16 protein-coding genes are annotated in these 14,940 nt (G+C 41.4%); all 16 read right to left on the minus strand.

The window, feature by feature from the left end; all coding sequences use genetic code 11:
• Nucleotides 1-14 precede the first annotated feature (14 nt).
• Nucleotides 15-1,142, minus strand: a complete 1,128-nt coding sequence (locus tag QHT84_RS09780; protein WP_283239378.1) for a polysaccharide (de)acetylase — start codon at nt 1,140-1,142, stop codon at nt 15-17.
• A 48-nt stretch (nt 1,143-1,190) separates the two neighbouring features.
• Nucleotides 1,191-2,447 carry an EpsG family protein gene (locus tag QHT84_RS09785; RefSeq protein ID WP_283239379.1) on the minus strand — a complete coding sequence of 419 codons (1,257 nt, stop codon included), beginning with the start codon at nt 2,445-2,447 and terminating at the stop codon, nt 1,191-1,193.
• A 3-nt stretch (nt 2,448-2,450) separates the two neighbouring features.
• Nucleotides 2,451-3,617: a glycosyltransferase gene (locus QHT84_RS09790; protein WP_283239380.1), complete on the minus strand. Its 1,167-nt coding sequence runs from the start codon at nt 3,615-3,617 to the stop codon at nt 2,451-2,453.
• Entirely contained in the window at nt 3,614-4,690 is a 1,077-nt protein-coding gene (locus tag QHT84_RS09795) for a polysialyltransferase family glycosyltransferase (RefSeq protein WP_283239381.1), read from the minus strand. Before QHT84_RS09795 ends, QHT84_RS09790 begins: the two co-directional genes overlap by 4 nt.
• A 13-nt stretch (nt 4,691-4,703) precedes the next feature.
• On the minus strand, nt 4,704-5,978 hold the full coding sequence (locus QHT84_RS09800) for a lipopolysaccharide biosynthesis protein (RefSeq protein ID WP_283239382.1): 1,275 nt from the start codon (nt 5,976-5,978) through the stop codon (nt 4,704-4,706).
• The gene (locus QHT84_RS09805; RefSeq protein ID WP_283239383.1) at nt 5,975-6,613 is read right to left on the minus strand and encodes an SGNH/GDSL hydrolase family protein; all 639 of its coding nucleotides are present in this window, start codon (nt 6,611-6,613) and stop codon (nt 5,975-5,977) included. The genes QHT84_RS09800 and QHT84_RS09805 overlap by 4 nt, the downstream gene beginning before the upstream one ends.
• Nucleotides 6,603-7,652: a pseudaminic acid synthase gene (gene pseI / locus QHT84_RS09810; protein WP_283239384.1), complete on the minus strand. Its 1,050-nt coding sequence runs from the start codon at nt 7,650-7,652 to the stop codon at nt 6,603-6,605. The genes QHT84_RS09805 and pseI overlap by 11 nt, the downstream gene beginning before the upstream one ends.
• Before the next feature lie 2 nt (nt 7,653-7,654).
• A complete protein-coding gene (locus QHT84_RS09815) occupies nt 7,655-8,065 on the minus strand; it encodes a MaoC family dehydratase (RefSeq protein ID WP_283239385.1) in 411 nt (136 codons plus the stop codon).
• Nucleotides 8,058-8,600, minus strand: a complete 543-nt coding sequence (gene pseH, locus QHT84_RS09820; RefSeq protein WP_283239386.1) for a UDP-4-amino-4,6-dideoxy-N-acetyl-beta-L-altrosamine N-acetyltransferase — start codon at nt 8,598-8,600, stop codon at nt 8,058-8,060. Before pseH ends, QHT84_RS09815 begins: the two co-directional genes overlap by 8 nt.
• Nucleotides 8,593-9,153: a GNAT family N-acetyltransferase gene (locus QHT84_RS09825; protein ID WP_283239387.1), complete on the minus strand. Its 561-nt coding sequence runs from the start codon at nt 9,151-9,153 to the stop codon at nt 8,593-8,595. Before QHT84_RS09825 ends, pseH begins: the two co-directional genes overlap by 8 nt.
• A complete protein-coding gene (locus QHT84_RS09830) occupies nt 9,154-9,606 on the minus strand; it encodes a YhcH/YjgK/YiaL family protein (RefSeq protein WP_283239388.1) in 453 nt (150 codons plus the stop codon).
• A gap of 2 nt (nt 9,607-9,608) precedes the next feature.
• Complete coding sequence (locus QHT84_RS09835) at nt 9,609-11,378, minus strand: cytidylyltransferase domain-containing protein (RefSeq protein WP_283239389.1); 1,770 nt, start codon at nt 11,376-11,378, stop codon at nt 9,609-9,611.
• A gap of 1 nt (nt 11,379) precedes the next feature.
• Nucleotides 11,380-12,561 carry a UDP-4-amino-4,6-dideoxy-N-acetyl-beta-L-altrosamine transaminase gene (gene pseC, locus QHT84_RS09840; RefSeq protein ID WP_283239390.1) on the minus strand — a complete coding sequence of 394 codons (1,182 nt, stop codon included), beginning with the start codon at nt 12,559-12,561 and terminating at the stop codon, nt 11,380-11,382.
• A gap of 3 nt (nt 12,562-12,564) precedes the next feature.
• The gene (gene pseB / locus QHT84_RS09845; protein ID WP_283239391.1) at nt 12,565-13,575 is read right to left on the minus strand and encodes a UDP-N-acetylglucosamine 4,6-dehydratase (inverting); all 1,011 of its coding nucleotides are present in this window, start codon (nt 13,573-13,575) and stop codon (nt 12,565-12,567) included.
• Nucleotides 13,576-13,682: 107 nt separating this feature from the next.
• Nucleotides 13,683-14,195: an ArsR family transcriptional regulator gene (locus tag QHT84_RS09850; protein ID WP_283239392.1), complete on the minus strand. Its 513-nt coding sequence runs from the start codon at nt 14,193-14,195 to the stop codon at nt 13,683-13,685.
• Between the two features lie 140 nt (nt 14,196-14,335).
• Nucleotides 14,336-14,800, minus strand: coding sequence for a UpxY family transcription antiterminator (locus QHT84_RS09855; RefSeq protein WP_283239393.1), 465 nt, complete (start codon nt 14,798-14,800; stop codon nt 14,336-14,338).
• Nucleotides 14,801-14,940: the final 140 nt, after the last annotated feature.

Raw genomic sequence — 14,940 nt, forward strand, 5'->3', positions numbered from 1 at the left:
ATTGTTTCAAATGATTACAAACTTGAGGTTAATGTGGCTAACTCGGCAGAGGACATGAACTCAACATCGGGCCATTTTTTTAGGATTTGCCGGAGTAACAATGCGGTCTTTTTTAAATTTCGATCCCTGTTGGCCACATCATAAACCCCTACATAGTTCAACCGATGGGTATCAATCACGGCGGGTTTGTTCCAAAAAAAAGCATTGGATATGGCGCTGAGGCAATGCCCTACATCATCAAAATTATCATGGGTTTGACTGGGTTCAAACTGACAATTGCGCACCAAATTAGGCAACGGAAATCGGGTGGAATGTCCCCAACTTCTTCGCACCAACGGATGAGACGCGGCAGCGGAATGTCCTTTGGGCAACTTATGGTATTTCATGCCTTGCATAGCGATAATACCATGATTTTGTAAAAGTGGAAATACCGTAAAATCGAGGATATAATTGTTCGGAATCATCGTTTGAGCGGGAAAACCGAAAATGGTTTTGAATAAGGCTAAACCTTCCGAAATAAAGGCTTCCTGATAGGGCAACGGTTGTTCCTTTTCCCAATCTAAGGATGCCTGTAGGTTGATACTCCCGGGTATTTTTCCGGGTACACTCCAGGTTCCCAGGGCAAACGCATCCAACAGGTTTTGGTTCCCCGATTGCAACGCCTGTAACCAAACGGGAACATTAACATGCTCCCTGCCGTGAAACTGCGGGTACATGAGCTTATCTTTTATGGCTTGTTGCCAAACGGAAAATACGGATGTATGCGGACTGTATTTTTCTAACGTTTGGGTAAACGGTTCGTAAAAATAGTGTTGATAATCGGAGGCTTTTATTTTTTCGAAATCGGGATTCGCTACCACGGTATTAAATGTAAATACCGGTGCATTGCTGTTTTTGTCTTTAAACGAAGCCAGCAATTCAAATAAAAATTCTAAATCTTCAGCAGAAGCCAACGAATCGTAACGCAAATAAGGATTGGTATAATAATCCGGAAATCGCTTTTGGTAATCGGCATACCTCCCTATTTCGGGCAGTCGTAAGCTTCCCCAATCATCGCTTTCAAAAACCACAATCTTGCGATTGGTTTTATGACCCAATCGATTCACCAAACTGTGCTTTATATGGCTTACAACATTAGGCATCGAAGTATCTCTTTTTACCGGTCACCACAATCAAACTAAACCTCATTTTTAATGTCCTACGATAAACTCGGACAAACTCACATCCGAATGAAAAAATAAGAGTGACGGTGACGGGCTAATCAACAGTAACGGATCTACCGTATAAAATCCGGCACGGAAAACCACGATAACATGGAAAAGTAAAACAGCGGTAAAAACTTTATTCCAAACCTTTAGTTTTTGGGTTTGGTCAACGGTTTGCAGTTGCAGGATACGGATAAATATCAACAGATAAAAAACATAAACAAACCTTCCCATCGAACCCAGATTGAAGGTAAATAGGGTTATCAAAAAGAAGAAATGGTACATTCGGTCAAAAATGGGATGGCTTACTGTTTTATTCCAACTGTTGAACTGAAAAAAATCAAAAATAAAAAACAAGATGAAAAACAAGTTCAGCAATTGCACGCGTCCCTGTACATACCAATTGGTGGCTTTGACTTCTTCAAACCGTTTTTCTAACTGCTCTTCATCTAAATAAGAGGCCGAAGCATTGCTGACCGTTTCACTCTCGAAAACTTTGATACTATTGGTAATAAAATCCAACGTATTCGAAGTAGAAGACAGCACGGCGAAAAAAACGCCAATCACCACCATATACTTAAAAACGATTCTGTTGATACGGAGAAAAGCAGCCAATATTGCCACAACTACCGGAAAGATAAACGTGTAATGAAAAAACACCGAAAAAACCGTATAAAACAAATACCGGATATTTCCCGTGTTAATATATTTTAAAAGCATCCAGGCAAAAACAAACAAAGCAGGCCAAAATCGAACTCCGGTGACTCCCACATAAAAAGGCACAATTAAAACCAGACCCGTAAAAAACAATTTCCAAGGTCTGGAATCACGTCTGCCGGTAAATCGGATGACTTCGTCTAAAAATTTAAGGATGATAAACGCGTAGATTACGGAAACAATAGCAAAAAACCAACGTGGATTTTCGGTAAATCGGGAGACCAAAAACCCCAGGGTTAAAGCGTATAAATCGGGTTTGGAATTGTAGGTATTGCGCTGGAGTAAATTAAATCGGGTATTCTCATTAAACAAATACTGAACCAAGTGAGAAAAATCATCCCAAGTATACTGAACCAAGGCACCAAAATCATCGCGATAACGCGTAACATCGCCCGAATAGAAAAAAACCGAGTAGCCATACCAAAAGGCAAAAATCAAAAGGCCGTAGCGGTATTTCGATTGGAAAAAATACTTAATCCCATTGTATAATCCTGTCAAAGGAAAAAGGAAGAATAGTAATGGCATACTTTACGTTTTAGAGTGTATCAAATGTAACCATTCTTGTGCTATGATGTCGGGCATAAATCGGGTGACCGTTTGTTGACCGTATTGCGCCATTGGGAAGCGCTTGGTTTCGTTTTCAAGTAACGCTGCTAATTTTTCAATATACGATTCCAAATCAAAAGGATGCACCAACACCCCGTTTTTGTCATCTTCAATGATAGAGGAAACCGAGCTAAACGAGTGAAAAGCTATCGGAACCACGCCGTAAGCTTGCGCTTCCACCAACACCATTCCGTATCCTTCGAACGAAGAGGTCATTACCAAAACTTTGGCTTTTTCCAAAAAAGGTTTGGGATCGGTAAAACCATGAAAATGGAGGTGCTCCAACGTATCCTCAGTGGCCAAGGCCATCAATTCTTTCAGTTTCGAACCACCGCCAACGATATCAAAATGCCAATCGGGAAAACGTTGGTGTATTGCCTTCCACAAAGGCAATAACAAGTTGCATTGCTTTTGGGTATACTCTACCCGACCCACATACAACAATCGGTTTTCCTTGCCGTACAACGCCTCGGGATGCACCTTAAACGGTGCCGGATTGTAAATAGCCGCCACTTTGTTTTCGGGCCAAGAGGAAAGATAGGTCTTCAATTCGGGGATAAATGATTCGGAAAGCAACACCAAAGCGTCCGATTGCGCTATGGCATTGCGGAAATAGGTACCGTATTTTCGTTTGTGCTTCCACAATAAAATTTTCCAAAACCAAGCGTAATCCAAACGATGGGCTATTTTCCCGAAAACACCGCCTTTGACAATGTTTTTATAATTTTCCTGCAAACAACGGATGCAGTTGTGGTGTACGGTAAACAATCGAATCCCCTTAGGTAGATTGCGACTTACAAACGACATCACGTGTCCGTATATCCCGGCCTGATTGATAATTACATCAATGGCATTCTCGCGGAGTAATGTGGCGTAGTAGTGTTGATTGACCTCACGCTGCAAATCGCTGCCATCGGGTAAAAAAAATTGAGTAACCCCTTGTATGGTTTGGGTTTGGCCACTGCTTAGTGACAAGTAAAAAACATGTATTTCCAAAGCGCGAAAGGCTTCCGCCAAGGTGGCGGTCACGCGTTGTACGCCGCCTTTGTTATCTTCTATCGGAAAATTGGCAACAAATAATATATTCATAGTAGAAACCCAACTTTTTTAGCAATAGTCGGATAGCTTTTGGCAAGACTGATGTTGTATTCATCCGGAAGATACGCATACAACGAATGGGTTTGATGTCCCATCAAATGGGCATAAATCAACAGGGAGGAAGCAATACCGCATACCTGAAGATTTTTATACTGTAAAAATACCATTTCCATAATTTCGGTTGGCGGAACGGTAACAACCTGAAACCCGTAGGCCTTCAAATAGTGCAAGGTCAGCGCTTGTTCAGCTTTAGGTTCACCGCCTCTGAACTTGAGATAAATGGTACGCGCTGTTTTCTCGGGATTGAGACGTTCCAATAAGTGTTGCAAAGCCTTTTCAAAATGTTCCATACGCACGCCGTAGCTTTTGCACAGGGTATCGCCTATCCAAAACCAATCGCCGTCGGCATAGGGCGTTGTAGGGCTTTTTATGTAGGGCGTGAGCCCTTCCCAAGAGAGTATTTTTTTCTGTTCGTTTTGGGTATACCGAAAAGCCACATCACTAAAACAATACGCCTTAACCCCGCGGTGCAAGGTATACAAATTGGGATGTATCGGCATGGCCAACAAACGCAAACTTCGGCCGCGCCACAATCGGAAACAAGCGTTGAGTTTTTGTTTTACGGGGCCGAAACCGTTCCATTGCCAATCAAACTGACGCAAATCGGCAGTCCACAACATAAAATCGTCGTAATCGGCATAATTCACGATGCCTTCTTCGATGATATGAAACTGTTGACACTGCGGATGCATCACCAAATAGCGGTTAAAAACCGACATCACATCCACATAAGCGGTAAAAGGTTCGCCCTCGGTGATTTGGGTAAGGTAGTGGTTTGCTTTTTTGGTGTAATTGAATGACGCTATTTTTTGGAAGAAAGAAAAGCCCGATTCGAGTCGGTCATAAGTAGGCACCACTTTTCCTTTAAAAGCAGCGGAGGTATCGGGGTCGTACTGACCGCCGCAAAGCAGCACCACCTGGTCTGTTGGAATACGTTCATACACTATAGTCCCGACCGCTGCCAGAAATGTAATGTGGTTATGAATACTAAAAATGTGTTTCAATTGTCCTTTCAATTTATGATGTAAATCTATTCGCTTTTAGGTAATAGTAATAAAAACACCCGTCACAAATATTTACAGCAAGATAGCCATAAAATAAAGCCTTACTGAAAACCACCAAATCTTGTATGGAATCAACTCTGTTAAATATGATAAAAAGAAGCCAAACCGTAATCCCGATGAAATAAGAAATCAAACGATGGTGATTTTTTTTTACTACCATATAGATATTAGAAAATACAGCAAAAGAACTGACTAAAGCAACTAAAAGCATCCACTGAGCGGCTTCAACTCCCTCAACATAATTTGGTAAAACAAAATCAACAACTTTAGGCAAAAGAGGCCAGCCTACTATCAATATGAAAAAATAAATCAGAAAGGATATCAACGCCAGTCTTAGAGGTATTCTAATGATTTGATTGATGTTTTTTCCTTGACCATAAGCTAAACTCATTTTGGGAAAACTAGTACTCGAGACCACACCGTTAAATGTACTCAACATATTCTGGACAATATTGGCTAATGCATAAACACCTAATCCTTTTGCTCCGAGAGTGCTCAAAATTATAGTCCTTTGAAAAGTTGGCCAAAGACTGTAAACATTGGCAACAAAATATATGGGCATACCAACACGAGACAACTCTTTAAAATTTTTCCAACTAAAATTAGATTTGACATCTAATGGTTTCCATTTGTCCGTAAAATACCAATCGACAAAAACCAACAGTAAAGCCCTTAAACAAAGACCGTAATAAGAATACTCATATACCAGAAAAATGGTAACCAAACTAGCAATGGTATTTATCATAGTAACCTTCGAAAGGGTCAAGAAATGATTATCAGAGCGGTATAAAACTTTTAAAAATTTTGTTGTGAAAAATGTTTGAGCAGAGGTTAACCCAACAACCAAACTTCCTATAGCATATTCATATTCTCCACGGACGGAAAAAACAATACCTGCTATGACGCCCAGCAATAGTATCCCGAACGAAAGTGCCAGCATGAAGTATTTTGCTGTTGCCGCTAACTCTTCAGCATATTTCTCATCTGACTTACCATAATAGAAAGGAAATTCTCTGCTTAACCCACTGGGAATACCTAATTGAATCAGAATGATGTAAGAAGTAAAAATTGACAAGGCATTAAAAAGCCCAAATTCTTCAGGCAAAACCCATCTGGCAATAATAATTCCCGATATAATGGCGACCACATTACTAAATAAATTAGAAAAAGTTAGTGCCACAAAGGACTTGTTTTCGGGTTTTATTTTACCAACCAGTGTCTTAATCATTCAAATATTCTAGTTTGCAACTGTTGAAAAATATACTCATGACCTATAGAATTAATATGATGAAAATCATGCACAATTCCTTCTCTTGGTATCTGATTAAGGTCAATATATTCCGTATGTTTTTTTAAAACCTTATTGTAATTCTCAATGCTTTCAGTTATTCCATACATTAACTGTTCATATTCATTGCATGAAGGAAGTATACTCAAAGTATAAAACCTTTCAGCATTTAAATCTCTCTTTATTTTTAATAATACATCTTCAAAAACCCCAAGCGAAGCATAATGATGGCTTCTGTATTTTCGCAAAAATCTAACGAAAGGTTTAGTCAATCGGAATAGTTTTAATTTTTTTATAACTGCCAATTCAATTCTCCCAAAAGCTCTTGGAGCTGCATCTACAATTCCGCAATGAAGTAAAACTATCTTAGGATTAAGTATTTTGTAATAATTTATTTGATTGGCTAAATCAGTAATAGAGGCGCCTCCGATTGACACACTGACAATATCATAATCCGGGCAGGAATCCTTAAGCCTAGCAACATACGTATCATTCCATAAAACGACTCCATCAGAATGTTTTCGGGGCAAAGCCACAGAATCGGTAAGAATTAAAAAAACCGGTTTAGCCATCATACTTGGAAATAAAACGCAATTCCAATCGATCTCCTTTTTCTAAAGCTGTCGAAGCCGTTTTTCCCAGGATTTCCCGGTAGTATTTCGGATGCAATCCAAACCCCGGGCGCACCGATTTGATATTCTCGGTCGTAAATACCTCGCCGGCTTTGATATCTTGCACCGCATACAGCGAACGGCAAAAATCACGTCCTTGACGCTGCTTTTCAGTTAACGTATAATCGACCACCCCGATGGCGGCTTCGGCCTCGCGTACGGCTTTCACCATAGCGGTAAATTCGGCTTCGTTCATCGAAAACGAAGCATCGGGACCGCCAATGGCACGATCGAGTATAAAATGCTTTTCGATAATTTTGGCACCAAAACAAGTTGCTACCACGGGTACGGTACTGCCAATGGTATGATCAGACAAACCGCTGATAACCCCATAGCGTTCGGCCAAATCTTTCACCATAATCATGTTGGCTTCTTCAATCGGCGCCGGATAACTCGAGGTACATTTCAACAAAGCAATGTCGTGATTTCCCATTCTTCGGCACGCATCGAGCGCCAATTCAATATCGGCTTCCTCGGCGATACCGGTGGAAATAATCACCGGTTTCCCTTTTGAAGCGACCAATTCAATCAAAGGAATATCGGTAATTTCAAACGAGGCTATTTTATAGGCCGGCGCATTTAAATGCTCCAACAACTCAACCGATGTAGGATCAAAGGGCGACGAAAAACAAATCAATCCTTCATCTTCGGCAGCTTGAAACAAGGTTTCATGCCACTCCCACGGCGTATAGGCTTCTTCGTATAACTCATATAAATTTTTACCATCCCAAATAGTTCCTTTAATCAGGAAATCGTCTTTTTTAGAATCAATGGTGATGGTATCGGCTCGGTAGGTTTGCAGTTTGATACAATCGGCCCCCGCTCGTTTAGCGGCTTTAATGGTCTCTAAAGCAACTTCGATGCTGCCGTTATGATTGGCCGATAATTCGGCGATGATGAATACCGGGCTGTTTTGATTGATATATCTGTCTTTAATTTTCATACTTAATAAATACTTGGATGCTTAATCAACGCTTCTCCTTTAATAACAATCTCGTTGTTGTCATCTAAAATGGCAGTCCTGACTACGGCTCTGTTTTTAGTTGTATCGGTCTCGGTTACCTCAAATGTGGCCTTGTATTGTTTTTGGGTAAACATGGGTTTGTAAAAAGACAAATCTTGTTTGAGGTAAATGGTTCCGTTACCCGGGAAAATGGTTCCGAATACTTTTGAAAAAACACTTCCTCCCAAAAAACCGTGTATGATGGTTCGTTTAAACATTGAATCCTTGGCGTATTCTTCGTCTAAATGTATCGGGTTAAAATCACCGGAAGCATGTGCAAATTTGATGACGTCTTCCTGATTAAATGAAAATTCATACTCATACGAGCTTCCTACAGTGATTCGATTATCCATATATTTTGGTTTTCATGATTTCTCTCATTGTTGCCCATTCGGATTGCAACATGGCCAAACCGACAACGTCGAGTTTTTGACCGTTTTTAACACAATGCTCTCTGTAATACGCTTCTCTTCGGAAGCCGAATTTTTCGTGCATTTTGATGACTTTATCATTCGTCACAAATACCTCACAGCGGAGTTTGTTCAACTTTAATTCATTGAAAACATAGTCAAGGACATTGTATTCTATTTTGGCACCAATTCCACCGCCTCTAACCGATAAATCACCCAAATAAAAAGCCCAATAGCAACTGCTCAATGTTCGGTCGATACCGGTTAAACTGGCCAAGCCTAATTTTTTCCCTTCGTATTCGATAATCCAATACACCGAATTGTTTTCATTACTGATTTTTTCAAACCATTTTACCTGCTGTTCTGCGGTAATATGTGCTTCATTATACATATATGGTGCTACATCCGGGCTGTTCCGCCAGTTTCGCACCATTTCAATGTCGTCTGCAGTCAATAATCGTAAAGTAATATCACTCATTTTTATTCCATTTACTGTGTATAACAACGTCTAAAAATTTAGTATTAAAATAACAATGCTCCCTCAATCGCGCGTCTTCGGTGAATCCGGCATCTTCAAAAGCCTTGTACAAATGTGGTCTTACATCAAAAGCGTATGTAAAAATCTTGTGCAGTTGCAAATCGTTAAAAGCCACCTGTTCCAACAAGTCTAAGTAGGCCGCCCAAATTTCATAAAACCGTTCTTTCTCCAAAGCAGTATTCATAATAAACGAAATCTCGGCATTTTTATCGATCCAATTGATATGTACCAAACCGCCATAGCCAATACAATTCCCGTTTTCTAAAAACGAAAATAAAATTTGGTTGGGTTGCTCTTGGTCGAATAGTTGCGCCACTACGTTTTTAAAGTAATGTTCCTGATCTTCCACCGTGAGCGGTTTTGCCTGACGCAAATGATAAAGTTGTTCGTTGCGCCATTGCATAATCGCCAACCGGTCTTCCGAACGTATCGGAACGAGCGCAAAACGGGCATTTTCCCAATGCGACTGTCGGAGTACTTTATACGTCTTCATTTACAAGGGAGCGGGCATTTTCACCACGATTTTTTTTACCTCACTGTGGCCTTGGTAAAGCGCCATATGAGCAAATTGATTGGGAATGATACAAAAATAACCCGCCGGAACCGAAAGGGTTTTGATGTTTTGAGCGCGCGCCAACAAATAATCGTTTGCTTCGTCGTAGGGTTTTGATTCCTGTGATTCGCTTTGCAAGTCGGCATAGGCAATCACATCGGTTCCCGCTAAAGTAATGTGAATATCCATCAAAGTGCGATGGGCTTCGAGCAACTCGGCATCAAAAGTAGCGGACACGCCGTTGCTTTGAATAGGAATTAAAGTGATGTCGCCATGACTTTCTTTTTCAATAACCCTGTCTAGAGACTTCACCGCTGTGACTTGCAACAACGGATGGATACCCGAAAAAAGCGAAGCATAGTGTTTAATATTTTCCAGTTTATCGGTAATCATGGTTACAGCTTAATCTTGGTTTTTTCGTTTAAGGTATCGATTAAAGCCTGATCGGTTTTGTAGGTCAACTGAATGTGACTGTTGATGTTGGCCACTTCCGGGTTTTCATCGAGGTATTTGAAAATCGCTCTCAAATTAAAATCGGGATTCGTTGGCGCCAAGGCCTCGTGAATTTTGTTGAACATCACTAAGTCTTCATCGTAATCTAACGTCAATCGGTAGGAACGAACCAACTCCGACGGCAAATCGACCAGGTTGATTTTAAAATGCTCCTGATTGTTCATAAAATACCAGGTCATGTACTCCGAATAATCGGCACTCGGGAAATAGCTTTTTACTTTTCGGAGTGCTTGGGTATTGATAATTTCTAAGTTGGTTCCCACAGCTGCGGTTACACCACTGGTATAATCGGCTCCGGTTTTAAAATGAGAATCCAATAAAATTTGGAGAATTTCATTATCAATAAAGGGCATATCGGCCGTGACACGAACCACGACATCTACGTGTAAGGTATCGATAATATCTAAGTATCTTTTAATCACATCCTCGGGATGGCCTTGGTGAAACACCACCGATTCGTCGTACGTGTACTGTGCCAAATCGGCATCACTTTCCAAATCGGATGTAGCCAAAATAACATGATGCATGCCTCGGAACTTTTTGGCATTACGAAGGCAATATTCCACCGAAGTCAAATCGCCTATCTTGAGTAAGGCCTTTTCTTTGAGTCGCGACGATTTTAATCGGCAGGCAATAATTACGGCTATCGTAGCGGTTTTGAAATCGGACGATTGCAAGGCTTTTCCTTTTGACTTGGCTGTGGAAAGGATAGAGCGATGTTGCAGTAATTGTTCGATAGCTCGGGCATGCAAACCGGTTTGACCCGACCGCTTGTAATCGAAATCTTCGGTTAGCGAGAGGCCTTGACCGGCAGCAACTTCTTTGTTGAGCAACGGTTTGAGTAATGATTTTTCGAGGTACAGTTTTTCTTTTTCATTTAAAAAAGAAGCCTTGGCCAACGCGTCCCGATCGGCCATCAATCCAACCAGTTTTTCAAACTGTTCGCTGTTAATGCTCGAATAAAAATCGTATAGGGTTTCGCGTGTGGTCAGCATCACGTGTTTTTCTATAATATCCGCACCATTATTGAGGGCGATAATCGGGAGCCAAACCGCATAATCGGTGGTGCCGTCGACATGGTCGGCAAACACTACCCGTTTTCCGAATCGCTCTTTTACCGCTTTGATTTTGGAAATCCCCGAATCGAGTAATTCGGTAGGATAGCCTTGGAAACCCACTTCGAGCAACAGCTCTTCTGATTGAATTTCGCGTTCAAACTTATCGACAAAGAAGGCAATTTCGTCAAAATCCAAAGCAGCCACATTGATGATAATTTTTTTATCGGCTAAATCAATCGTTTTTAATTTTTCGAATACCCCATAATTAAACAATACCGAAACCTGGAGTTTGATTCCGTCGACTGAGGCTAAATTCTTTTCCAGCACTTCCACACCATACAAATCAAACAAATCCAGCCAAACCCTTTTGGTCGCTTTGGCTTTGCTGATAATGGTATGCCACTCTTGGTGGTTAAATGACAATTTTTCGTACACCGGATACCATTCGAAATCGGGCGTCGCCAAAGTATCGGCACGCAAAGGCTGAAACTTGATGGCATAACCGTCTTGGTAGGGTGCAAAAGTATCGACCAATTCGAGCATATAGTTCAAATCGCCTCCGTGGGTATTGGCTACTTCAATAATTACCTTCATACTAACTGTAATATCGGATTACGGTATCAATTACAAACTGTAGTTCCTCATCGGTTAATGTAGGATACATGGGTAAGCTGATACAATGTTTATAATACTGTTCCGCAAATGGTTTGTCGCCTTCTTTCCAACCAAACTGTCGGTAATACGGCATCAAATGACACGGAATATAATGAATTTGAGCAAAAATATTTTGGGTGCGCAGGTAATTGTAAAGGCCGAGACGGTCTTCTACTTCAATCACATACAAATGATACGCATGCCCTTCTACCACACCCGATTGCCCTTTGATAAAAGGCAATCCCTTAAAGGCTTGTTCGTATTGAGCGGCAATGGCTCTTCTTCGTCCCAAACCGTCATCGGCACGCTTGAGTTGACTTAACCCTAAAGCCGCCTGAAAATCGGTTAAACGATAATTGAATCCCAACGTTTGCATTTCCATATACCAGCCCGGATAGTAGGTATCGCCGCCGGCAAATTCGATACTGTTTGTATAAAGGGTATCATTTTTGGTAATGCCGTGTGTACGCAATTGCAGCAAACGATCGTAAAGCTTTTTATCGTTGGTGGTAATCATACCGCCCTCTCCCGAAGCAATGTGTTTTACCGGATGAAAGGAGAAAATAGCGAGTTCGGCGAAAGCACCGTTTCCGCAGTTTTGTTGATTCCCTTCAGAATCGATAAAGTAACCGCCCGGGGAATGGCATGAATCTTCAATAATCCAAAGGTTGTATTGTGCGGCCAAGGCTTTGAATTTTTCCAAATCGACGGCTCTTCCGGCAAAATCCACCGGAATAATCCCTTGATAAGTACCTTGAGGTGACGCTTCTAATAGTTTTTTGACCGAATCGTAATCGATAAGATACGTTTCGGGATCGATATCGGCAAACACCACTTCGCCTCCACAATAGCGGACACAATTGGCCGAAGCGGCAAACGTGATGGGTGTGGTGATGACTTTTTGACCGGGAGTTACCTCGAGTGCCAAAGCACAAAGATGCAGCGCAGCCGTACCGTTGGCTACCGCCACGGCATACCGGGAACCGATGTAGTGTGCAAACGCTTCTTCAAAAGCGGCAATCATAGGACCTTGGGTTAAATAGTCTGATTGCAGCGTCGTAATAACGGCCTCGATATCTTCGGGCGTTATGTTTTGTCTGCCGTAGGGTATTGCTTTTTCCATGGGTTACAATGTAAATGAGGCATCAACGTGTGAGACAATAAGTTCTCTTAATCCTTCAACCGTTTCCCATTCGGTATTATCGCCCGAATTGTAGGCAAACCCTTCCGGCACCTTGACGGCGTTGAACGTTTGTATAAAATCGTCCATTTTCCACTTTGGTGTTGCCGGTAAAATGGTATAGTATTTTCCTAAGTCGTAGGTATAAAAGGAATCCGACGGTGTAATCATTTCTTCGTGTACTTTTTCGCCGGGTCTGATACCGACTACTTTGTGTTCGCATTCCGGACCTATGGCTTGAGCAACATCTAAAATGCGGTAAGACGGAATTTTGGGCACAAAAATTTCGCCGCCCCAAGCGTGAAATAAGGCATGCATGACCATATCAACACCGCCTTGCAGTGAAATATTGAAACGGGTCATGTTCGGGTCGGTAATCGGCAATACGCCGTCTTTCTTTTTTTGGATGAAAAACGGAATGACCGAGCCGTTGGAGCCCATCACATTGCCGTATCGAACGACCGAAAACTTAATGGGATTCCAACCCGTAATGTTGTTGGCCGCTACAAACAATTTATCGGAGGCCAGTTTGGTCGCCCCGTATAGATTGATAGGGGCACAAGCCTTATCCGTAGAGAGTGCCACTACCCTTTCGACCGAGGAATCCAAACACGCATCAATCACATTTTGAGCCCCGTGGATGTTGGTTTTCACACATTCATCGGGATTATACTCGGCGATAGGTACGTGTTTCATCGCCGCAGCGTGAATCACGTAGTCGATGCCTTTCATCGCGCGTTTGAGTCGCTCCTTATCGCGCACGTCACCGATAAAAAATCGGATTTGAGGATACTGGTCGTGCGGATACTCCTGCGCCATTTGAAATTGTTTTTGTTCATCTCGAGAAAAGATAACCAATCGCTTTATTTCGGGATGGTTATGCAAGATGTGAGACGTTAAAGCCTTACCCAAGGAACCCGTTCCACCGGTAATCAAGATAGATTTATTTTCGGTCATAATCTGATAATACTTTTTTTCATGGCTTCGCCCGGTCAGTCACAGGAGAACAGTGCCAACCTTTGCCGGTTTAATTATATATTTTATCCTAAATTCAAAAACAGAATTTAGTCCTTATCGCGTTCATAAATCAATAAGCCGCCTTTCTCGTTTTGGGCAACTACGAAAAACAACACCTTTTTCTTTATTTCCAACTCAATCTTTTCAGACAAGTTAGCAATGTAGGTTTCATTCAAATGATCGCCCTCCAAAACCACTTCAATAACACCGCTATCAATCCCCTGAGCATAATCGCCAATGATGTACACCCGTCGCACATCACCCATACGGTCCAAAACCAATTCGACCAACGTATCCAATCCGATATACTTGTGAACTACTTGCTGCAGCAAATTAAAAAACGGATGCTTTTGATTGGCTTTGTAGGTGATTTTATTTTCCGAATCTTGGCGAATGAGATAGCCTGCTTCCGAAAGATTGTTCAGCTCTTTGCGGATGGCGTTGGTAGATTCCTGCATTTCTGTGGCTAATCCTCTCAAATAACCTTCGTTGGCAACGTTTATAAAAAACTTCACCAACAAACGCAATCGTGTTTTAGAGGTAATTAAATTTTCAAGCATGATACAAAACCCTTGAGTAACAAAAGTACTCATTTGTAGGAAAGAGACAAATAATACCCGAGATAAAATGGCATTTCGACGCTTAAAAAAGAAAAATAAGCTTTAAATGATTGATTTAAAAGGTTTTTACTACAGTATAATCAGGGCGCCGTTTCCATAAAAATCACAATCCCTAACGATTCCAAAACCAGTTGTAATTTTCTGCCGCGTTGCTCTTTAACAATGGCATTAACGCCTTTAAACAAGCCGTTTGGCAATGTAATTCGAGTTCCGGGCGTTAGACTTTCCACTCTAAGTTCAGCACCGAATTTTTGATTCCATGATTGCAAAAGGGCTATTTCATGATCCGTAACCAAAGCCGGTTTTCCAAGCCAATACAGATACCGTACAATGCCGGCAACCTGAAATACCTCCTGTCTTTTCGCTTCATCAATTTTAATAAAAACGTAAGAAGGCAATAAGGGTTTTTGTATCCTCTTTTTGCGATCGCTCCATTGCTGAAGCACCTCGGTTAAAGGGCAAAACACGGTAAACCCCAACTGTTGTAAGCGTTCAGTAACCTTCTTCTCGTTACGGGGTTTGGTATAAAGTACGTGCCAATGCATAAACATAAATAGATAACAAATGTAAAACTATTATAACGAAAGCGCACCTAAAAATAGGATACTATTTCGTGTATGCCAAAAAAAATCCCTGCCAATGGCAGGGATTTTCTATAGTAAGAAGTTCTAATGTAATATTAGCG

Source organism: Flavobacterium sedimenticola (assembly GCF_030053345.1).
Taxonomy (GTDB): Bacteria; Bacteroidota; Bacteroidia; order Flavobacteriales; family Flavobacteriaceae; genus Flavobacterium; species Flavobacterium sedimenticola.